This window comes from Kitasatospora sp. NPDC033851, assembly GCF_055576085.1.
Genome location: NZ_JBVIRL010000003.1, coordinates 95,190 through 116,254 on the forward strand (window position 1 = coordinate 95,190; position 21,065 = coordinate 116,254).

Sequence of the window (21,065 nt, forward strand, 5' to 3'; positions counted from 1 at the left end):
GACACCGGGACACGCCCCGAACGCGTGGAAGGGCCGGCCGCCCCCGTTCCGTACGGGGGCGGCCGGCCTCTTCCGTCCCGGCGGCTACTCCTTGCCGAGCACCGTGACGTCCAGCTCCTCCGCCGCGTAGGCGGCCCGGATCACCTTCTTGTCGAACTTGCCGACCGAGGTCTTCGGCACCGACTCCACGATCGACCAGCGCTCCGGCAGCTGCCAGGAGGCGATCCGCTCGGCCAGGAAGGCCCGCAGCTCCCTCAGCCCGACGGTCGCGCCCGGGCGCAGCACCACGGTGGCCAGCGGGCGCTCGCCCCACTTCTCGTCCGGGACGGCGACCACGGCGGCCTCGGCCACCTCGGGGTGCGCCATCAGCTGGTTCTCCAGGTCGACCGAGGAGATCCACTCGCCGCCGGACTTGATGACGTCCTTGGCCCGGTCGGTGAGGGTCAGGTAGCCGTCGGCGGTGATGGTGCCGATGTCGCCGGTGCGCAGCCAGCCGTCCTCGGAGAACTTGTCGTCCGGGCGGACCGGGTCCTGCCCGGCGCCGCCGTAGTACGCCCCGGCGATCCACGGGCCGCGCACCTCCAGCTCGCCCGCCGAGACGCCGTCGTGCGGCATCCGCTCGCCGCCCGGGCCGATCAGCCGGGCCTCGACGGAGGCCGGGAAGATGCCCTGGGTGATCCGGTACGGCCACTCCTCCTCGGGGGTGAGGCCGCCCGGCGGCTGGGCGAAGGATCCGAGCGGGGAGGTCTCGGTCATGCCCCAGGCGTGGATGACGGGGATGCCGTGGCGCTCCTGGAAGCCCTGCATCAGCGACGGCGGGCAGGCGCTGCCGCCGATGACCACCATGCGCAGGCTGGAGGTGTCGTAGTCGCCCGCGTCGAGCTCGTCCAGCAGGCCGCTCCAGATGGTGGGGACGGCGGCGCTGACGGTGGGGCGGATGGCGGCGATCATCTCGGCCATCGGCTTGGGCTGGAGGAAACGATCCGGCATCAGCAGATTGGCGCCGGACATGAAGGCGGCGTGCGGGATGCCCCAGGCGTTCACGTGGAACATCGGGACCACCGGCAGCGCGGTGTCGCGCGGGGTGAAGGCGAAGTTGTCGCCGGTGTTGACCTGCAGGCAGTGCAGGTAGACCGAGCGGTGGCTGTAGAGCACGCCCTTCGGGTCGCCGGTGGTGCCGGAGGTGTAGCAGAGCACCGCGGCCTGCCGCTCGTCGATGTCGCTCCGCCACGGGAACGCGGTGGGGCGGCCGGCGATCAGCTCCTCGTACTCGTGCACGCCGCCCGCGAAGCCGGCCAGCAGCGAACGGTCACCGGGACCGCTCACCACGATGTGCCTGAGCGTGGGCGCGAGGTCCGGCAGGACGGCGGCGAGCAGCGGGAGGACCGTGCCGTTGACGATGATCACGCGGTCGGCGGCGTGGTTGATGATGAACGACAACTGCTGGGCGGGCAGCCGCAGGTTGAGCGTGTGCAGCACGGAACCCATCGCGGGGACGGCCAGGTACGCCTCCAGGTGGTCGGCGTTGTTCCACATCAGCGTGGCTACGCGGTCGTCCCCGGCCACCCCGAGCTCGTCGCGCAGCGCGCACGCGAGCTGCGCGGCACGGGCGCCCACCTCGGCGTACGTGCGGACGACCGGTCCGGAGCCGTCCCAGGTGGTGACGGTCGAGCGGCCGTGGATCGTGGACCCGTGCTCCAGGATTCGGGCGACGGTGAGCGGTACGTCCTGCATCGTGCTGAACACGGGTCCTCCTTGACCTGGCGGCACTGACGGCAGCGCCTGCGGCACCTACCGGGCGGTAATGCGCGCGGACATGCCCGATTTTGCCGCCCGCAGCACCCGATGTCAGCATTCCGGCCCCGTTGCGAGGGTCACGAAGTCGCGGCCACCCACCCCCGTCGGACGGAGGGTCAGTGCTGTTCGCGGCGGCAGAGGCGCAGGGAGTTCGCGGGGTCGGGGGTGTAGGCGGGATCCAGGGTCCAGCCGTCCTCGGCGGCGATGCGCAGGGCCTGGTGGGCGCCGGCCCCGCGGTAGGTGGCGCGGTGGAGCTGGACGCGGCGGAGGAAGGTGCCGTCGGGGGCGGTGACCCGGCGGTAGCTGTCGGCGGTGCGGCCGAGTTCCCGCTTGGTGTCGCGTTCGAGGATGCGGCGGATGTGGCGGTCCCAGGCGGCGGGGCTGTCGGTGAACTCGGCCCGGAAGGCGCGCGGGCCGACCGTCCAGCGGGCGCCCCAGCGCTCCCAGTAGTCGGGCTCGGGGCGGTTCATCCAGAAGGTGGCCAGGCCGTACACCGGGACGTAGACGATCTGGAACAGGAAGACGAACGGCAGCAGCAGCGCGGAGCGGGTCGGCTGCGGGCCCCACGGGGTGCCGGGGGCGGCGGGCGGGTCCTGCGGGGACGGGGCGTTCAGGCCGGTCGGGGCGGGGAAGCCGCGGACCAGCCGGACCTGCTCGACGTCGGTACCGGACGGCACCCCGCGCCAGCCGTACCGCTCGGCCAGCCGGACCACGCCGTCCGCGCCGAGGCCCCGGTAGAGGCGCACGGCCAGCCGGACCGACACCTCCCGGCCGAGGTCGGCCTGCACCTCGCCGCCGCCGGCCGCGTGGTTGGCCTCGGCGGCGGCGATCCGGCGCGCCAGGAGCGGGGTGACGTAGCGCTCCCAGTGCTCCGGACGGCCGGTGAGCTCGGCCCGCACGCGACGCGGCGGGAGGAAGCTGCGATTGACCCTCAGCCAGCCGTCGGAGCTGGGGCCGCCCCCGTTGTAGTCCGCGAGGATCAGGACGGCGAAGAGCAGCACCAGACCGACGATCCAGAGCGGGGCGTAGATCCACTGCAGCACGAACTGGATCAGCACGCCGAGACGGTTGCGGCGCGGCACCGGGCCGGGGAAGCCGCCGGGCTGCGGGGCGGCGTCGAACTGTGGCGCCGATCCGAACTGTGGCGCGGGGTAAGGCGGTTGGGCAACAGCCGGTGGCTGCGGGGCGTACGGCTGAGGCGGGTACGACTGAGGCGGGTACGACTGCGGCGGGACGGGCTGGGCGTACGGGTTCTGTCCGTACGGCGCCGGCTGCCCGTACGGGTTCTGCGGCGGCACCGCGCCGTAGCCGCCGGCGGTGCCGTGACCCGCCGCGCCGTCGCGCCGGTTCGCGCCGCCGTGTCCGTGGTCGTTCGCCATTGCGCCCCCCTGTGCCGGATCGGGGGCCACCCTACCGGCGGGGGTCTCAGCCGGCGGTCGGACCGTCCACCTCGTTGCGGTCGATGGTGAGGGTGACGCCGCCGTAGGTCTCGGCGACGTTGCCGCGGTACTGGTGAACGCGCTGGTGGAGGCTCCACAGCCCGGGGTCGACGGCGCCGGAGCCTGCCGTGTCGGCGTGGTCGTCCCAGCGGGCGTACCAGAGGGCGTCGGGCAGCGGGGAGCTGCCGGCCCGGGCGGCGGCGACCAGGTCGGCGACCCCGGAGTCGAGGCTGGAGTAGAAGCCGGAGCGGTAGCCGGCGGAGTGCAGGGCCTGGGTCCAGCCGAGGGTGAAGTCGACCACGGCCTGTCCGCAGGCCGGGTCGCGCATCGGGTAGGCCTCGATGTCCAGGTAGACCGGGCTGCCCGCGCCGAACCCCAGCGAGCGCAGCGCGCGGACGGCCTCGCCCGCCTCGTCCTGGCCCTGCTGCGTGGCCTTCGCCGGGTCGATCCGCTTGGGCTTGCGACTCGGGTCGGCGCACGGCGCCTGCAGCCCGACGTGCACCGGCAGGAAGCGCCAGCCCATCGCGCGCACCTGGCGCACCCAATCGGCGGTGAGCCGGGGCTGGCCGCAGCCGCGCTGGGAGCCGCTGCTGTAGATGCCGACCACCCCGTACGGGGAGGCGGTGCGCCAGGTCCGCAGGGTGTCGACCGGGGGTGCGGTGCAGACGTCGAAGGCGGGGCCGCTCCAGCTCTCGCGGAACCGTGGCGGGACGCCCTTGTCGGGGAGGGTCGCGGCCCGGATGCGGGGGACGGCGACGGCGGCCGGGGCGACGGCTTCGGCACTCACGCCCGTCCCGTCGGTGGCCAGCAGGAGCACGAGGGAGGCGGCGAGGAGGGCCGCGGGCCGGAGATAGCGCACCCTGCCTTGGTACTGACGGACCATCGGATGAATGCGGCAGCCACGCCGCCACCCGCTCGCGGGTCCACCCTTTCGGGCGCACCCATCCGCATCCGTCCCGATTTTTGTAACGAGCTTGCCCGTTCATCACTCCTTACGGCAAACTCGCCGATATGCCCACCTCCCATACCAGCGAAACCCCCACCGCCTCGACGTCGGCCGTCGCCGTCGCCGAGGCCCTTGCCATGCCGCCCGCCCCCAAGGGCGAGCCTGCCGGCGAGCGGGGCAGCTGGCGACGAGGTGGGGCGTCCGGCTCCGCGGCGCCACCCGAGGTCCACCCCGGCCGATCCAGTGGCCGGTTCGGCAAGGTCCTGCGGCGCCCGGAGCGGATCCCGGCGCCGCTTCTCTGTCTGACCGCGATGTTCCTGGTGCAGACCGGCATCGCGCTGTCCAAGCCGCTCTTCGGCCCGCTCGGGGTCAGCGGCACGACCTTCCTGCGGCTCGGCTTCGCCGCCGTCATCCTGCTCGCCGTCACCCGCCCGAAGCTGCGCGACAAGCGCCCGCGCGACCTCGGCGCGGCCGCCCTGCTCGGCATGGCCTCGGCCGGGATGACCTGCCTGTTCGCCGGGGCGATCGACCGGCTGCCGATGGGCACCGCCGCGACCATCGAGTTCCTCGGCCCGCTCGCGGTCGCCCTGGTCTTCGCCCGGCGCGCCAGCCACCTGCTCTGGGCCCTGCTCGCGGCCGCCGGCGTGGTGCTGCTGACCCTGCTCGGCGAGGGCGACGGCGGCGGCTCGCTCGACCCGGTCGGCCTGCTGTACGCCTTCGGGGCAGCCGCCTGCTACGCCGCGTACATCCTGTTCACCGACAAGGTCGGCGCGGCCTTCCAGGGGTTCCAGGGGCTGGCGGTGTCGATGACGGTCGGCGCGCTGACGCTGGCGCCGCTCGGGCTCGGCGAGGCCTGGCACGGGCTGACCGCACCCGGCGCCTCGCCGCTGCTGCTGCTCGCCTCGGTGGCCGGGGTATCGCTGCTGCTGCCGGTGATCCCGTACGCGCTGGAGATGACCGCGCTGCGCCGGATGCCGCAGCGGGTGTTCAGCGTGCTGGTCAGCCTCGAGCCGGCGGTCAGCGCGCTGGTCGGCCTGGTGGTGCTGGGCCAACTGCTGGGCGCGCCGCAGCTGGCCGGAATCGGCTGCGTGGTGGCGGCCAGCGTGGGCGCCACGCTGACCGGCCGTCGCTGACCCGGCCCTCGCCGACCCGGGCGTTCGGGCGCCCGGCGGCCGGAGCGGGGTCCGAACGTCCTACGGCCAGAGCAGGGTGCGCGACCAGTCCGGGGAGCTGACCGGGCCGGTGCGGGTGTAGCGCAGCCGGACGTGCCGGCGCTGGGAGTCGCCCTGCCAGAACTCCACCTCGTGCGCCCACAGGGTGTAGACGGCGTGCCCGGGCGGAACGACGTCCGGGTGCGCCTCCAGCCGGCGCCGGGCGACGCCCACCGCCTCGTCGTACTCGACCAGCGAAGCCAGCGGCTCGCTCTGCCGACCGACCAGCGAGGAGGCCCGGGCGGCGGGCGAGCGGGTCGCGAACTCGGCGGCGGCGACCAGGTCGGCGGCCCGCTCGACGGTGCCGCGCACCCGCACCTGGCGGCCCAGCTGCGGCCAGTAGACGGTCAGCGCGGCGGCCGGGTGGTCGGCGAGCTGACGGCCCTTGGGGCTGTCGGCGGCGGCGGAGAAGTTCCAGCCGGTGCCGGCCGCGTCGACGTCGCGCAGCACCAGCACCCGGGCGTCCGGCATGCCGTCCGCGTCGACGGTGGAGAGGGTGAACGCCTGCGGGTCCAGCACCCCGGCGTCCAGGGCGGTGGCGAGCCATTCCACGAACAGCGGGCCGGGCGCGGCGGAGGCGGCCTCGTGGTCGAAGGACGGCAGCGGGCGGGCCATCGGCGGGCGACCGAGCAGCAACTCGGGGACGGACCTGGGCTCGGGCCGGCGCGCGCAGGCCGACTCGGCGGACGGCTCCGGGCGTGCCCCCGCCCCCGGCTCCGGCTCCGATGCGTGCCTCGCCTCGTCCGGGCCGCTCAGGCCCTCCTCCTCCGCCGCCATCGCGAGCCCTTCCTTCCGATTGCCGCGGTCGCCACCCCGGCCCGGGCCGTCCCTTTCAAGCCCTGGCGCGCGGTGTGCTGTCGGAGCGCAACCGTACCGCCGTGGGCCGACGGACCCGGGCGCGGGCCCTCGGTGGAGGGATCGCGGCCGGTCGGCGGGGACGGCGGTGGCAGCAGGGGCAGCGGGGCAGCGGGGAACGGCGCCGGACGCACTCGTGGGCGGTGCCGATGGCGGCACCGCCCACGAAGCCGGTTTCGCGGTGACCCTTTCCGCTGGCCGGTCATGCGCTGTTCCCTTGGTGATGCGCGGTTTCCTCTGTTTGCTTGTTCCGGTGGTTCCGGTGTTCCGTTCCGCTTTCCCGAACCGGTCCGGTCCGAGCCCGTCCGCGAGCGATCAGCTCACCCGCGGCCACCCACCTCCGGCGCCCCCGCCCTCGGTGGTACTCGATGGGACTCGGTGCGGCCGTACGGTCAGGGGACGATCGGGGCGAAGATGACGTTGACGTTCTTGTTGCCCTGTCCGGCCAGGATGGCGCCCGCGTTGTCCTTCGCCGCGAGGGTGTTGTTCTGGTTCGAGGCGCCGGAGCCGGTGGCCGTCTGCTGCGTGGAGACGTAGTTGCCGTCGACCCCGCCGAACACGTTGCCGGTGCCGACGTTGGACACCACTCCGGCGTTGGAGCCGGCCGCGGCGCCCGCGCCGTTGTCGGCGGCGGCAACACCGGCACCCGCCAGCAGCAGACCGGCCGCGAGCGGACCGGCGAGCAGGAGTCCGGCCCCCCGTCGGGTGTGCATGCGAGCCATGTAAGCCTCCAGAAATCTGTTCAGAGTGCAATGTCGAGCATGGTGTGCGGGGTTCGCCGGCCAGACGAACACCTGCGGGCTGCGACGCCGGAAGACAGACTTCCGCAACAAATCGACAAAGCACTAGCTCGACGGGAGGATTTCGCCCGTTCGCGTGATATCCATCCAGGCCGCGCATAACGACCTGAGAACCGGACGGCGCGCCGACACACCGCCAATGAGCTGGCCCTTCGCCCGGACGGCCGCTGGTTCGAGAGCGATCTGGAGCGGCGCTTCGACGCCCTGCGAACCACCGAGCGCACCACCCCGGCGCAGACGGGTCGCGAACGCGCCCCCGAAAAAGTTCGATCACCCTTCCATGTCGACTTTTCAGCCATTCGCAGACCATCGGAAAGTCACACTGAAACGGCGTAGGGACCGGCGCCGTCGCGGGCGCGGGCGCCGTCGCGGGCGCGGGAAAGCTGCCGACGGGCGCCGTCGAAAATCAGACCATCTTGCCCGGGTTCAGGATTCCCAGCGGGTCGAAGACCGCCTTCAGCTGCCGGTGCAGGTCCAGCGCCACCGGGCCCAGCTCGCGGGCCAGCCAGTCCCGCTTGAGCAGCCCCACCCCGTGCTCCCCGGTGATCGTGCCACCCAGCTCCAGCCCGAGCGCCATGATCTCGTCGAAGGAACGCTGGGCCCGTGCGGCCTGCCCCTCGTCCGCGGCGTCGAAGATCACGATCGGGTGGGTGTTGCCGTCCCCGGCATGACTGACCACCCCGATGGTCAGCCCGTGCCGCTCGGCGATCGCCGCGACCCCGTTCAGCATCTCGGCCAGCCGGGAACGCGGCACCGCCACATCGTCGATCATCGTCGTGCCCAAGCGGTCCATCGCGGGCAGCGCCAGCCGCCGGGCCGCCAGCAACAGATCGGACTCCGCCTCGTCCTCGGCCGGCACCACCTCGGTCGCCCCGGCCTCCCGGCACAACCGCGCGACCCGTGCCAGCTCGCCCACCCGGTCCGGTCCGTCGAACGCCACCAGCAGCAGCGCCTGGGTCGACTCGGGCAGCCCCATCCGCCCCAACTCGTTCACGGCCCGCACGGAGACCGCGTCCATCAGCTCCATCAGCGACGGAGTCAGGCCCCGCGCCATCACCTCGCAGACCGCCGCACCGGCCGCGTCCGCGCTCGGGAACTCCGCCGCCAGCGCCAGCTGTGGGGCCGGCGCGGGCCGCAGCGCCAGTACGGCCCGGACCACCACGCCGAGCGTCCCCTCCGAACCGACGAACAGCCGGGTCAGGTCGTACCCGGCCACGCCCTTGGCCGTCCGGCGACCGGTGGACAACAGCCGCCCGTCCGCCAGCACCACGTCCAGGCCGAGCACGTACTCACTGGTGACGCCGTACTTCACGCAGCAGAGACCGCCCGCACCGGTCCCGATGTTGCCGCCGATCGTGCAGGACTCCCAGCTGGACGGGTCCGGCGGGTACGACAGACCCAACTCCTCTGCGGCCCGCGAGAGTTCGGCGTTCACCACGCCGGGCTCGACCACCGCGATCCGGTTCACCGGGTCGATCTCCAGGATCCGGTTCAGCTTCACCAGCGACAGCACGACACAGCCATCCACCGCGTTCGCCGCACCCGACAGCCCGGTCCGGGCGCCCTGCGGCACCACGGGCACCCGCAACTCGGTCGCGGTGCGCATCACGTGCCGCACCTGCTCGACCGTCTCCGGGAACACCACCACGGCAGGGACGCCGGCCGCACAGAACCCCGCCATGTCGCGGCTGTACGCGGCGGTCACATCGGGGTCCACCACCACGGCCCCGGCCGGGAGGCCCTGCGCCAGTCGGCCCGTCAGATCACCCATCGCCGCCGCCTCCGCTCGCCGCCCGACCAGCCTCCACCTCCGCACTCTGCCCGCGTGCCGGTGGCGGGGCAAGTGGGCCCCGGGACGGGCGGGGAGGCCGCCCGGCGGCGGCGAGCGGAAGGGGCGGAGTTCAGGGGCCGTGTGGGGCGAGTGGGCCCCGGACAGGGTGCGGAGGGCGCCCGACGGGGGCGAGGAATCGGCGAGGGCCCGGGCGTGTGGGCGTCGCGGGGCGGGTGGGCAGGGCTCCCGCTGCGGGTCAGGCCCGGCGGAGGGTGGGGGTGGCCAGGGCGGTGAGGCCGGCGGTGGCGGTGGCGAGGGCGCAGAGGAGGGTGGGCAGAGCGGCGCCCGCCGCATCCGCGAGCAGGCCCAGCAGGGCGTTCGACAGCACCAGGGACACGCTCTGCACGAGCGTCAACAGGGCCTGTACACGGGAGAGATGGGAGGGCGGTGCGCCGGTCAGCACCAGCGGTCCGAGATGGCAGGCGAAGAGCCCCGAGCCGACGCCCGCCACCGCGCTGCCCGCCAACGCCGCCACCGGCCCCGCGGCGAGCGCCAGCAGCGCGATCCCCGCCGACGCCGTGCAGAGCCCGGCCGCCGCCCCGACACCCGCCCGGGCGAGCGCGCCCCGCCAGGCGACCAGGCCGGCCACGGTGAGCACCCCGGCCGCCTGTCCGCCGGTCACCAGGCCAGCCGTTCCCGCCGTCCAGCCGTGCGCCCTGGCGAGCAGCGGGCCGAGGAGCGACACCACCGGCAGCAGTGCCCCGGCGGCCGCGCCGGTGAGCAGCAGCGCGGCCCGCAGCAGCGGGTCGCGCAGGGCGAGCCGGACGCCGGACGCCGCCTCGCGCAGCAGGCCGGCCGGCGCGGCGGCCGGCGTCTCCTCCCGGGGCCGGACCCACAGCAGGACCAGCAGGACGACCCCGAAGCTCACCGCGTCCGCCACCGCCGCACCGGGCAACCCGCCGACAGCGACCAGCAGGCCGCCCAGCGGCGCCCCGAGCAGGACGGCGCTCTGCCCACCGGCCTGGCGCAGCGCGAGTGCCCGGGGCAGCCGCTCGTCCGGCACCAGCCGGCCGGGCATCGACCCGCTCGCCGGGAGGTAGAAGGCGTCGACGGTTCCGATCACGGCCGCCCCCGCGACCAGCAGCCACAGCGGCGTGCCCCGGCTGCCCGCGACGAGCGCGATGGCGGCGGTCGCGACCAGCATCACCGTGTCCCCGGCGAGCATCACGCGGCGGGCGCCGAACCGGTCCGCGACCGCACCGCCCAGCAGGACCAGTGCCGTCCGCGGCACGGTGATCGCGGTCAGGACGAGGCCGGCCGCCCCGCCGCCGTGCGCGGTGGCGGCCCAGCCGAGGGCGAAGTAGAGCGCGGCGTCGCCCAGCCGTCCGGCCTGGGTCCCGGCCAGCCAGAGCAGGTACGGCACGGGCAGCGGCGCCCGCGCGGCAGTGGCGGTGGCGGTGGCAGCGGCGGTACCGGCAGCGGGGGCGGTGGCGGTGGTCATGCCGGGCGACGCTAGGACCCTCGACCCGGTCGAGGGCAAGCGCGGTCTACCGGCGGACCACCGGCTCCTGGAGCTCGGTGACCCACCCGGCCTGGTCGTCCGGGCACTCCAGGTACAGCTCCCGGGCGTACCCGGCCGAGCGGTAGCCGTTCTCCTCGATGAAGCGGGCCAGTTCCTGGACGGTGCCGAGCACTGCGTCCATCGAGCCGCGGTGCACGATGGTCGCCGCCTCCCCGATCGGCGGCAGGTCGAGCACCTCGAAGTCGTGCGCGCCCGGCCGCACCGACGGCCCGACCGGGACGGCGACCAGGATCAGCACCGAGCCGTCACCCTCCGGCGCGTCCTCGTACCGGGCGACGGACGGGCCGGTCGCCTCGATCCCGGCCGCGGCCAGCCGTCGGCACAGCTCGTCGAACAGCGGGCCGATCACCGGCGTGATGTCCTCGGGCTCGTAACTCGCGGCCACACCGGCCAGTTGGGCCACCCGGACGGACGGCACCGGCTTCACCACGACATCGTGCGTGGACATGGTCCCCTCACTCTCGATCGTCCGGAGCCTCGCCTCCACCCGGGCCAGCCGCAGCTCGTCCGCCGCGATCGCCTCGGCGAGTTGGGCCCGCCGCAGCCGCAGCATCCCGCGCAGTTCGGCGGCGTCCACCTCGTCGTCCAGGACGGCCCGCACCTGCTGCAGCGTGAAGCCGAGCTCCTTGAGCGCGATCACCCGGTTGAGCCGGGCGAGTTGGGCCGCCTCGTACGAGCGGTAGCCGCTGACCGGGTCCACCCGGGCGGGCCGCAGCAGGCCGATCGCGTCGTAGTGGCGCAGCATCCGCACCGACACCCGGCCGTGGCTGGCGAAGTCTCCGATGTTCAACATGATGCGTCCACCCCATCGCCTCCCACGGTGTCAGGGTCAACCCCGACCGCCGGACCGCTCCCCGGAAACACCGAGAGCGGGTGCCGACTTGATGTCGGCACCCGCCCTGAGCAGGTGGTTCTCCTAACCAGCGGAGAGCGTGGGATTCGAACCCACGGTGACGGGTCACGCCACGACAGTTTTCAAGACTGTTCCCTTAGGCCGCTCGGGCAGCTCTCCAGGCGGAGGTCAGCCTAACGGGTCCCGCGGGGTTCGGCGCACACGGTTTCGCGGCGTCGCGGGTCAGCGGGCGGCGGTCACTGGTCGCCGTCGCGCTGGCCGAGGGTGACCTTGGTGGTGAGGGTCTGGCCGTTGCGGGTGTACTCGACGTCGACGGTCTCGCCGGGCTTGTGCGTCCAGATCCGGCTGACCAGGGCGGGGCCGTTCTCGATCGGCACGCCGCCGAGCTTGGTGATGACGTCGCCCGGCTTGAGGCCGGCCTTGTCGGCGGCGCCGCCGGGGGTGACGGCGGGCTGGCCCTGGATGTCCTTGGTCTGGATCTGCGCGCCGTCGCCCTTGTAGTCGTCGTTGCGCAGCACGTCGAGCTTGGCGTAGACCGGCTTGCCGGTCTTGATCAGGGTGTCCGCGACCCACTTGGCCTGGTTGATCGGGATGGCGAAGCCCAGGCCGATGCTGCCGGCCCGGCCGTTGGCGGAGGCGTTGGACTGGATCGCCGAGTTGATGCCGACCACGGCGCCGCCGGAGTCGAGCAGCGGGCCGCCGGAGTTGCCGGGGTTGATCGAGGCGTCGGTCTGCAGGGCGTTCATGTACGAGGCCTGCGAGCCGGTGTCGTCGCCGGAGGCGACCGGGCGGTCCTTGGCGCTGATGATGCCGCTGGTGACGGTGGACTCCAGGCCGTACGGCGCGCCGATCGCGACGGTGGCGTCGCCGACGTTGACCTTGTCGGAGTCGGCCAGCGGCAGCGGGGCCAGCTTGCTCTTCGGCGGGTTGTCGATCTTGACCACGGCGACGTCGTAGCCCTCGGCGTGGCCCAGCACCGAGGCGTTGTACGAGGTGCCGTCGGCGAACTTGACGGTCAGCTTGCCGCCGTTGAGGGTCGGCGCGACCACGTGGTTGTTGGTGAGGATGTGGCCCTCGGTGTCGAAGACGAAGCCGGTGCCGGTGCCGGACTCGCCGTTGCCCTGCGCCTTGATGGTGACGACGCTGGGCAGCGCCTTCTGCGCGATGGCGGCGATGGAGCCGGGGGAGGGCTCGTTCTTCTGGGTGTCGCTGGCCTGGACGGTGGTGCTGCGGTGGTCGTCCGCGGAGCTGCTGCTGTCGTTGCGGTCGGCCACGGTCACGCCGAGCGCGCCGCCGGCCACACCGGCGACCAGTGCGACGGCAGCGATCAGGGCGACCAGTGCGCCGCGCTTCTTGCGCGGGCCGCCGCCGTCCGGGCCGCCGGGGTAGTCGGCCGGGTAGCCGAGCGGGCCCGCCGGGCCGCCGGGGTAGCCCGCGCCGCCGGAGGTGGCGTCGTGGGTCGGGCCCCAGCCGCCGAGCGGCTGGCCCGCACCGAACGGGTGGTGGCCGTGCGCGGCGGGCGTGCCGTGGGCGGCCGGGGTACCGGGGGCGGCTGCGGCGGCGCCGTACGCGTCGTGCGCACCGGCGGCGGGGACGCCGTGGGTCGGGGTGGCGTACGGGTTGGCGGCCGGCGGCAGCGCCGGGGCCACGGGCGCTGCCGCCGGGGCCACGGGCGCGGCGGGCGGCAGGACCGGCGGCGGCGCGTCGATGTACCCGGTGGCCGGGTCGACGGCGTGCTCCTCGGCGACCGGCGCGGCGGGCGCCACCGGCGGGGCGGCTGCCTCGGGCGCGGCCGCCGGTGCCTCCGGCGCGGGGACCTTGGTGAAGGCGACGGTGGGCTTGTGCCCGCCCTCGGCCGGGACGGTCTCGGCCGTGCCGGCCTCGCCGGTGGCCGCCTCGGGTTCGGGCACCCGACGGAACGCCATGGTCGGCTTGTGCCCGCCGTCCGCCGGCGCCGCGTCCGCCGGGGCGGCCTCGGCGGGGACGGCCTCGCCGGTGGCCGCCTCCGGCTCGGGGACCCGGCGGAAGGCCATGGTCGACTGGTGCCCGCCCTGAGCGGGGCCTTCGGAAGCGGACTCAGCCGCCCCCTGGCCGGCGGGCTGCTCCCCCTGCGGCCCGGTGGGCCCAACCTCGCGCTCGGTGCTCACGGACGACCTCCATAGCTGGCAGAACCAAGGACCATAGTTTTTCGCACTGTCGATTCGATTGCCGTAAGGACCCCTCTGAAGAACTCATAAGAATCCTTAGCCGGTGCCGACGGCCGAGGGCTCCCCCCTCCCCGCCGGGCGTCCCGCGATGCGGACCGCGCACGCCCTGGCCTTGGGTGTTCACCCCTGTGCCGGTTAGCCTGTCGCTCCAAACTGACACGCGGGAGCTTGGACCGACCAGGCTGAGAGTGCGCATGTCGACCGTACGCCACGCGAGCGAGGCGGACGGTCGAGGGGGCGCTGACCGCCGGAACCTGTCCGGGTAATGCCGGCGTAGGGAGTATCGGCCATGCCGTCTGCTTCGTCATCCTCTTCTTCGGACGCTGCCGCGTCCAAGGATTTCCCCGAGTCCACCGCTGCGGCGACCACCGCTGCGGCCACCACGGCGACCGCCGTGCGGGACCGTTCCGAGCGCGTCGAGGCGCCGCTGGTCCTGGACACCGAGCCGCCGCGCACGCTGCGCTTCCGGGACCACTTCGCGCTCTGGATGAACCTGGGCGTCAGCCTGATCGGCTTCTCGACCGCCGCCACCGTGCTCGGCGCCCCCGGCAGCGAGCTGTCGCTGGCCGCCGCGGTGACCGCGATCGTGGTCGGTACGGCGGTCGGCACCGCGATGCTCGGCGTGGCCGCGCTGATCGGCGCCCGGACCGGCGCCCCCGCGATGGCGAACCTGCGCGGGCTGTTCGGCACCCGGCTGTCGTACCTGCCGACGGTGCTGAACATCGTGCAGTGCGTCGGCTGGGGCGTGTTCGAGCTGCTGACGATCTCGGCGGGCGCCCAGACCGTCGCCCACACCACCGGCTACCGCTGGCTGTTCGTGCTGCTCGCGGGCGCCCTGACGACCGCGCTGACCATCTGGCCGCTGGGCTCGATCGCGGTGCTGCGCCGCTTCGTGGCCGGGGCGGTCGCCGTCGCGATGGTGTACTTCACGGTCCAGCTGGGCCGCCAGGGCGTGCCGGACCCGGGCGCCGGCAACTGGCACGGCTTCCTGGGCGCGACCGACGCGATGATCGCGGTGTCGATCTCCTTCGTCCCGCTGGCCGCCGACTACACCCGGCACTCGCGCACCCCGCGCTCGGCGTTCTGGGGCAGCTTCTCCGGCTACACGATCGCCCAGGTCTGGTGCTACGTGCTCGGCCTGATGGCGCTGCTGCAGTCCGGTGGCGACCCGAACAAGCTCTTCGACTCCTTCCTCGGCGTCTGGGCCGGCTGGCTGTTCCTGCTGGTGCTGGTGCTGCGCGAGACGGACCAGTCGTTCGCCAACGTGTACTCGACCGCGATGTCGGTGCAGAACCTGCTGCCGCGGGTGGACCGCCGGGTGCTGAGCGGCGTGATCGGCGTGCTGACCACCGTGCTGGCGCTGCAGATCGACCAGTTCACCGACACCTACTACAGCTTCCTCGGCCTGATCGGCTCGGTGTTCGTGCCGCTGCTGGCGGTGCTGGCGGTGGACTTCTTCCTCGGCGCCGGGCGCCGCGGCTGGAACCTCTCCGAGGACGCGCCCGCCCGCTGGACGATGCTGCTGCCGTGGGTGCTGGGCTTCGCCGTCTACCAGTTCATCGCGCCGACCAAGGTCGCCGACTGGTGGACGAACTTCTGGACCGCCGCCCAGGAGGCCCTGCACTTCACCCCGCAGGAGTGGACGTCGGCCTCGCTGTTCGCCTTCCTGGTGCCGGCCCTGGCCACCTGGGCGCTCACCCCGCTCTCCCGCCGCGCCGCGCGCTGACGCCGGGCGCCGGGCGCCGGGTACCCGAACCCAGCACCCGGCACCCGGCACCCGGAGACGGCCCCACAGGTTGGGGCCGTCTTCGCCTCCGCGTTACCTCCGCCGCCTATCGTTGGCCCTGTGACCAGCCCAGACCTGTCCTCGCCGGAGGCGCGCACCGCGCCGTCCGTCCAGGTGATCGCCCACCGCGGTTCCTCCCACGCCCTGCCCGAACACACCCTCGCGGCCTACCGGCGCGCGCTCGACGAGGGCGCGGACGCGGTGGAGTGCGACGTCCGGGTGACGGCCGACGGCCACCTGGTCTGCGTGCACGACCGGCGGATCGGCCGGGTGTCCAACGGCCGCGGCACCGTCTCGGCGATGACGCTCGCCGAGCTGCAGTCGTACGACTTCGGGGCCTGGAAGACCGGCCGCCCCAGCACCGACCCGGAGCTGCGCGGCGTGCTGCCGCTGGAGCGTCTGCTGGAGCTGGTAGTGGACTGCGGCCGCCCGGTGGACCTGGCGATCGAGACCAAGCACCCGGTGCGCTTCCGCGGCCTGGTGGAGGCCGAGCTGCTGCGGATGCTGGAGCGGTTCAAGATCGGCGCGGCCCGGGAGGGCGACCGCCCGTCCGCCCGGATCATGAGCTTCTCGTCGATCGCGCTGAACCGGGTGGCCGCCGCCGCGCCGGAGTACCGGCGGGTGTTCCTGTTCGAGCGGACGCTGCCGCTGCTCGGCAAGCTGCGCGAGGGTGCGCCGCTGCCGGGCGGGGCGCGGATCGCCGGGCCGGGCATCGAGCTGGTGCGGGCCCGTCCGCAGCTGGTGACCCGGCTGCGGGAGCTGGGGCACGAGGTGCACGTGTGGACGGTGGACGAACCGGCCGACGTCGAACTCTGCCTGGAACTCGGCGTTTCCGCGATCATCACCAACCGGCCCGCCGAGGTGCTGGCGCAGCTCGGCCGGTGACCGGACGGTGATCCGCCGACGTACCGACGGCCGCACCGACGGCCGTACCGGTGCGCACTGATCACTCTGGTCGGCAGTCAAACCTTCCTCGCACGATATTGCCGGAAATTCTTGCCCTCGGACGACAGAGGGTGAGCATGGAATGACCTCATGTCGACCCTCGGTCGCCACGCTCGAAATGGGCTCGCGGGATCGCCTGGTGCTCGTTTCCGACGCATTACCAAGGGGCATCTCTCCCTCGGCATACGCTGAAGGAGGTCCGGGGGTGGCGTTGATGGTGGCGCGTGAAGTGCCGACTTCATCGACCATGGCAGTGCCGCACGGCCCAGCGAGTGTCGGGGTCGCACGGCGCCGACTGCGTCGAGATCTGGGTGACCGGAAGATACCGGAACCGGTCATCGATGATGCTGTTCTGATCCTTTCCGAACTGTTGAGCAATGCGTGCCGGTACGCCCGTCCGCTCGGCCCGCTGCCGGCGCTCGGTCGCGGCGCGCGAGCCGAGGTGCTCGGGCAGGTGCTGGTCGGCGTCCCGTCCGGGACGCATCCCGCGCCCGGCGGCCCGGAGCACCGCGAAGGCACGGACGAGCCGGACGGCGGTGTGCTGGTCCGCTGGCAGCTGCACGCGGACGGCATGCTGACGCTGGAGGTCACCGACGGCGGCGCGGCCACCCGGCCGCTGCCCGCCCGTCCCTCGCTGACCTCGCGCGGTGGCCGCGGCCTGAGCATCGTCGACCAGCTGGCCGGCGACTGGGGCGTGCGCGACGCGCCCGGCGAGGTGACGGTCTGGGCGGCGCTGCCCGCCCGCGCCCGGCACGCCCGGCGCACCGGAGGCGACGCCCGTAGCGCGTAGAGCCCCGTACGCCCGCCCCGTCTGCCCGCCCCGCCCCGGCGCGTTCGCGCGCCGGGGGAAGCGCGGGTGCCGCAGGAACGTCAGTAGGCTTCCCGGGACACAGGACCACCGTTCCCGGGAGAGCCGCACCATGGGCAAGAAGGCCGCCAAGAAGGCGCCGCAGCGCCAGTCCACCACCGCCGTCACGGGCGAGATCCCCGTGGTCGGGGCCCGCGAGGACTGCCCCTGCGGCTCGGGCCGCCGCTACAAGGCCTGCCACGGCCGGGAGGCCTCGCACGCGGTGCAGGAGCTGGTGCACCGCCCGTTCGAGGGCCTGTCGGGCGAGGCCGACTGGGTGGCGCTGCGCGAGCTGGTGCCCGCCGCCACGGTGCCGCTGACGCTGGCCCCCGGCGTGGCCGACGGCGCCGAGGGCGACGTCCCGTCGGTGACCCTGGCCACCGTGCTGCCGCTGGCCTGGCCGGCCCTGCGCCGCCAGGACGGCTCGATCTTGCTCGGCCTGCAGACCCAGTCCGCCTCCGGCGACCTCAGCCGCGACCTCGCGGACGCCCTGGAGCTGGCCCTGGCCACCGAGCCGGGCACCCCGGTGCCGGCCCGCCGGACCGTCCCGGGCGGGCGCCGCCTGCAGGACCTGCTGGACACCACCGCCGCGTTCGCGCCCGTCGTGCACACCGGCTTCGAGTTCTGGCTGGAGGACGCCGAGACCGCCACCGGAGAGGTCGCCGCCTCCCTGGAGCGCGCCAACGCCTCGGCCATCCCGACCGAGAAGCTGGGCAGCGTCGACGCCGCCTACTGGTGCGGCACCCCGGACAAGAACCACCTGCGCTGGGTGATGACCGTGCCCGAGGAGCAGCTGCTGGACGCGCTGGCCCGGCTGAACGCCGCCGGTGAGGCCTCGCTCGGCCCGGACACCCGCCTGGTCGGCTCGTTCCGCGCGCACGGCCTGACCGTCCCGGTGTGGGACCTGCCGCTCGCGATGACGGCCGCCGACTGCGAGAAGCCGGCCGCCGAGTTCGGCGAGCGGCTCGCCGCCGTTCTCGCCGACGGAACCCCGCTGACCGCCGAGGAGCGGCGCGCCCGCGCGAACCTGGTGAACCGTCAGGTCACCTTGAACTAAAGCACGCAGGATCCGCGTGATACGCGTCACATTGTCGCCGTGAACGCGCAATTTCCAGGCGTGGAGGGCGTCTTGGAAATTGGCGCGGGCGCGGATCCTTGTTACTGTCTAAAGAGTCCGGTCGCTGGTGCATCCCCCGTCGCCAGCGGCCGGATCTTTTGTTTTTCCGGACGGCCCCTTCCGACGGCCCTTCCGACGATCCTTCCGACGACCGCGTGGATCACCGCGGATCAGTACGCCGAGCGGCCGCTGTCCAGCCGGACCGTCGCCTCCACCAACTCGCCCAGCAGCGGCCCGACCTGCGGCAGCCAGACCCCGCCGCCCGCACCCGGTCGCGGCGCCAGCACCCAGCGCACCGGGCCGGCCGACCCGCCGGGCGGCAGCGACAGGAAGCCGCCCGACCCGTGGTAGCGCACCGAGCCCGGCACCCAAGGGAGTTGGGCGAGCATCTCGCCGAGCACGTCCAGCGAGTAGGGGGCCACCAGCAGCGCGTAGCGGCCCGGCATCGCCAGCACCGGGCCGAGCGGCATCCGCAGCGCGCCCAGGTAGGCCAGCGCCCGCGCGCCGGCCGCCGCGGGCAGGCTGACGGCCGAGACCGTGGAACCGGTGGCGGCCAGCACCGCCGCGTCCGGGCTCTGCCGCTCCCACCACCAGCGCACCATCCGGGCGTCCGTGGTGGCGGCCAGCAGCGAGGGGTCGTGCGGGTGCGCGCCGGGGACGGCGCAGTCCTGGTCGCCGCAGGAGCAGCGTCCGTCGCGCAGCACGGCGCCCGGCACCACGGGCCAGCGGTGGTCGACGGCGGCCGCCAGGGCCGCGGCCAGTCGGGCGGCACGCTCCTCCGACCGGTCCTTCGGGTTCTCACGCATGGCGCTCGTTCCTTTCCCTGACCGCTCGGTTCGCTCCGCTCCGTCGGCATCCGTCGGCAGCCACCGCACGGGCCCGCCGCGGCACGGCCCCGAAAAGGTGCGGAGCGGGGCGGGCGGCAAGGCGGACGGCGCGGCTACGACGTGGAGCACGGTGTGGAGCACGACATGAGAAGGGCCGCGCACTGAAACAGCCCTTGGAACGAGAATCCCGTATGCGACCGGATGGACGCCGCCCGGGCGCGCTTGGTTCCACCGTACGAGTGAGAGACTTCCGGCCGGCCCGGCTCCCGGGCGGCACGGGCATACGATCCGGACGGCCGCCTGGTCCGTCCCTCGGTTCTGCCCGCTCGCGGCTCGCTCCATGCCTCCCGGCCCGACCGGCGCGCGCACGAGCCATGCACGCCCTCCGACCGGGTCGCGATGGCTGTGGAACCGGCGACCGCGTCGTCCTGGATCTGGACATGCCCCGAATGGCCTGTGTAGAAGTGGTGGCATTGCTGTCGATCAATGACGAGTAGTAGCGAATCGAGGCGAAACACGCCCTTTGGCCGTGCTCGCTCCACATCGGCCGTATCTGGGGGTTCCGCATGGCCCGTACCACCGCGTCAGGAGTGGCGGCATGACCGAGTCCCACCCGTCGATGGCCCTCCCCTCGACGACGACCGCCGAGCCGCGCGAACCCGGCTGCGCAGGCGGGCTCACCGTCCTCGACCCGCCGGGGCTCCCCGGCCCCACCGACGCACCGGACGGCCCGGCGGACGACCGCACGGCACCGTCCACCGCGATGCAGGACCGTTTGGCCGGACGTCTGTCCGATATCACCAGCCTGCACGTACACACCGAGCGGCTCGCCCGGGCCCGCGGCCTCACCGCCACCCTGGACACCCTCCTCGCCTCCGGTGCCGCCCTGCTCGGCGCCCGCCGCGGCGTCCTGGTCACCCGGACGGCCGGTGGCGGCCCCGGCCAGCCGGTCGGCCTCGGCCTCGACCGCGCCAGCCTCGGCGCCCTGGAGACCGTCCCGACCGAGCAGAGCCTGCTCTCCCGGCTGCTGTGCGAACAGGACCGGCCCGAGCAGCTGCACTCCCCCGACCTCGCCGAGGACCCGTCCATCGGCGGGCGGCTGCGCGAGCTCGCCGTCCACCTCGGCCTGGGCGGCGCCTACGGCCTGCCGCTCGCCACCGTCGAGGACGGCCCGCTCGCCGCCGCCCTCTGGTTCTACGACGAGCCCGCCGAACCGACCGAGTGCCAGCGCCAGCTGGCCCGCCACTACTGCGAGATCGCCGCCCCGCTGCTCGCCAAGCAGCTCGAGGCGGAGCGGATCCTGCGCACCACCGAAGCGCTGCGCCGCGGCCTGCTGCCCGACCGCCTCCCCCGCACCGCCGGACTGCGACTGGCCGCCCGGCTCGTCCCGGCCGGACTGGACCGCTCCTGCGGCAGCGACTGGTACGACGCGATCCCGCTCCCCGACGGCACCGTCGGCCTCACCGTCGGCTCCGTCTCCGGCGACGGCCCCGGCGCGGGCCCCGGCTCCGCCCCCGGCGCGGCCGCCGCGATGGGCCGGGTCCGGGCCGCGCTGCGGGCCTACGCGGTGCTGGAGGGCGAGGACCCGGTCTCCGTCCTCGGCGACCTGGAGCTGCTGCTCAAGACCACCGAGCCGACCCGCACCGCCACCGCCGTCTACGCCTGGCTCGAGCCCGAGGAGCGCCGGGTCACCCTGGCCGGCGCCGGGCACTGCCCGCCGGTCCTGGTCGGCCGGCACGGCGCCGAGTTCGTGGAGACCTCGCTCTCCGCCCCGCTCGGCATGCTGGCCTGCTGGGAGGCGCCCGGGGTGGAGTTCACCGCCGAACGCGGCGACACCCTGCTGCTCTACACCGAGGGGCTGGCCCGCCGCTGCGGGCCGACCCTGCACGCCGGGCAGAACAACCTGCGCCGGGCCGCCGCCGACGCCCCCCGCGACGTCCGGCTCGATCCCGACCGGCTCTGCGCCCACCTGCTGGCCGTCTGCCCCGCCCCGGAGGCCGCGGCCACCGACGACCTGATGCTGCTCGCGGCCCGCTTCGAGTAGCCGTCCGGACCTGGAACAGGCGAGTGGCCGGGCGTCCG

16 protein-coding genes, 1 tRNA gene and 1 riboswitch are annotated in these 21,065 nt (G+C 74.1%); of the genes, 6 read left to right on the plus strand and 11 right to left on the minus strand.

All coding sequences use genetic code 11. The annotated features are described in order from the left end of the window. Nucleotides 1–84 precede the first annotated feature (84 nt). From ACZ51D_RS07220 to ACZ51D_RS07230, 3 genes are all read right to left on the minus strand, one after another. Nucleotides 85–1,746 carry a long-chain fatty acid--CoA ligase gene (locus ACZ51D_RS07220; protein ID WP_465661484.1) on the minus strand — a complete coding sequence of 554 codons (1,662 nt, stop codon included), beginning with the start codon at nt 1,744–1,746 and terminating at the stop codon, nt 85–87. Between the two features lie 167 nt (nt 1,747–1,913). Continuing rightward, nucleotides 1,914–3,176, minus strand: coding sequence for a hypothetical protein (locus ACZ51D_RS07225; RefSeq protein ID WP_465661486.1), 1,263 nt, complete (start codon nt 3,174–3,176; stop codon nt 1,914–1,916). A 46-nt stretch (nt 3,177–3,222) separates the two neighbouring features. Further along, nucleotides 3,223–4,095, minus strand: a complete 873-nt coding sequence (locus ACZ51D_RS07230) for a DUF1906 domain-containing protein (RefSeq protein WP_465661488.1) — start codon at nt 4,093–4,095, stop codon at nt 3,223–3,225. 152 nt (nt 4,096–4,247) lie between these two features. Here ACZ51D_RS07230 and ACZ51D_RS07235 point away from each other — a divergent pair, with 152 nt between their 5' ends. Further along, a complete protein-coding gene (locus ACZ51D_RS07235) occupies nt 4,248–5,315 on the plus strand; it encodes an EamA family transporter (protein ID WP_360496523.1) in 1,068 nt (355 codons plus the stop codon). A 60-nt stretch (nt 5,316–5,375) separates the two neighbouring features. On the opposite strand, the gene ACZ51D_RS07240 is transcribed toward ACZ51D_RS07235, so the two are convergent. The 7 genes from ACZ51D_RS07240 to ACZ51D_RS07270 form a co-directional block, all read right to left on the minus strand. After that, nucleotides 5,376–6,170, minus strand: coding sequence for a pyridoxine/pyridoxamine 5'-phosphate oxidase (locus ACZ51D_RS07240; protein WP_465661490.1), 795 nt, complete (start codon nt 6,168–6,170; stop codon nt 5,376–5,378). Between the two features lie 470 nt (nt 6,171–6,640). After that, the gene (locus ACZ51D_RS07245; RefSeq protein WP_465661491.1) at nt 6,641–6,970 is read right to left on the minus strand and encodes a hypothetical protein; all 330 of its coding nucleotides are present in this window, start codon (nt 6,968–6,970) and stop codon (nt 6,641–6,643) included. A 484-nt stretch (nt 6,971–7,454) separates the two neighbouring features. Then, nucleotides 7,455–8,819, minus strand: coding sequence for an FAD-binding oxidoreductase (locus ACZ51D_RS07250; RefSeq protein ID WP_465661493.1), 1,365 nt, complete (start codon nt 8,817–8,819; stop codon nt 7,455–7,457). 256 nt (nt 8,820–9,075) lie between these two features. Then, nucleotides 9,076–10,320, minus strand: coding sequence for an MFS transporter (locus tag ACZ51D_RS07255; RefSeq protein WP_465661495.1), 1,245 nt, complete (start codon nt 10,318–10,320; stop codon nt 9,076–9,078). Nucleotides 10,321–10,366: 46 nt separating this feature from the next. Beyond that, nucleotides 10,367–11,194, minus strand: a complete 828-nt coding sequence (locus tag ACZ51D_RS07260) for a MerR family transcriptional regulator (RefSeq protein ID WP_465622295.1) — start codon at nt 11,192–11,194, stop codon at nt 10,367–10,369. A gap of 131 nt (nt 11,195–11,325) precedes the next feature. Next, nucleotides 11,326–11,413: transfer RNA gene (locus ACZ51D_RS07265), tRNA-Ser, on the minus strand. Nucleotides 11,414–11,490: 77 nt separating this feature from the next. Next, a complete protein-coding gene (locus ACZ51D_RS07270) occupies nt 11,491–13,401 on the minus strand; it encodes a S1C family serine protease (RefSeq protein ID WP_465661497.1) in 1,911 nt (636 codons plus the stop codon). A 210-nt stretch (nt 13,402–13,611) separates the two neighbouring features. Next, nucleotides 13,612–13,758, plus strand: a riboswitch (TPP riboswitch). On the opposite strand from ACZ51D_RS07270, the gene ACZ51D_RS07275 reads away from it, so the two are divergent. The 4 genes from ACZ51D_RS07275 (at nt 13,751) to ACZ51D_RS07290 (ending at nt 18,096) form a co-directional block, all read left to right on the plus strand. Then, entirely contained in the window at nt 13,751–15,187 is a 1,437-nt protein-coding gene (locus ACZ51D_RS07275; protein WP_465661499.1) for a purine-cytosine permease family protein, read from the plus strand. (Overlaps the previous riboswitch by 8 nt.) 120 nt (nt 15,188–15,307) lie before the next feature. Then, nucleotides 15,308–16,132 (plus strand): glycerophosphodiester phosphodiesterase family protein, encoded by an 825-nt coding sequence (locus ACZ51D_RS07280; RefSeq protein ID WP_360496547.1) that lies wholly within the window; start codon nt 15,308–15,310, stop codon nt 16,130–16,132. 430 nt (nt 16,133–16,562) lie between these two features. Next, on the plus strand, nt 16,563–16,982 hold the full coding sequence (locus ACZ51D_RS07285) for an ATP-binding protein (protein WP_465622291.1): 420 nt from the start codon (nt 16,563–16,565) through the stop codon (nt 16,980–16,982). A gap of 130 nt (nt 16,983–17,112) precedes the next feature. Beyond that, a complete protein-coding gene (locus tag ACZ51D_RS07290; protein WP_465661501.1) occupies nt 17,113–18,096 on the plus strand; it encodes a DUF5926 family protein in 984 nt (327 codons plus the stop codon). 230 nt (nt 18,097–18,326) lie between these two features. Here ACZ51D_RS07290 and ACZ51D_RS07295 read toward each other — a convergent pair whose 3' ends face one another. Next, nucleotides 18,327–18,962 carry a bifunctional DNA primase/polymerase gene (locus tag ACZ51D_RS07295; protein WP_360496556.1) on the minus strand — a complete coding sequence of 212 codons (636 nt, stop codon included), beginning with the start codon at nt 18,960–18,962 and terminating at the stop codon, nt 18,327–18,329. A gap of 619 nt (nt 18,963–19,581) precedes the next feature. Here ACZ51D_RS07295 and ACZ51D_RS07300 point away from each other — a divergent pair. Next, nucleotides 19,582–21,027 (plus strand): PP2C family protein-serine/threonine phosphatase, encoded by a 1,446-nt coding sequence (locus ACZ51D_RS07300; RefSeq protein ID WP_465622288.1) that lies wholly within the window; start codon nt 19,582–19,584, stop codon nt 21,025–21,027. Nucleotides 21,028–21,065 lie beyond the last annotated feature (38 nt).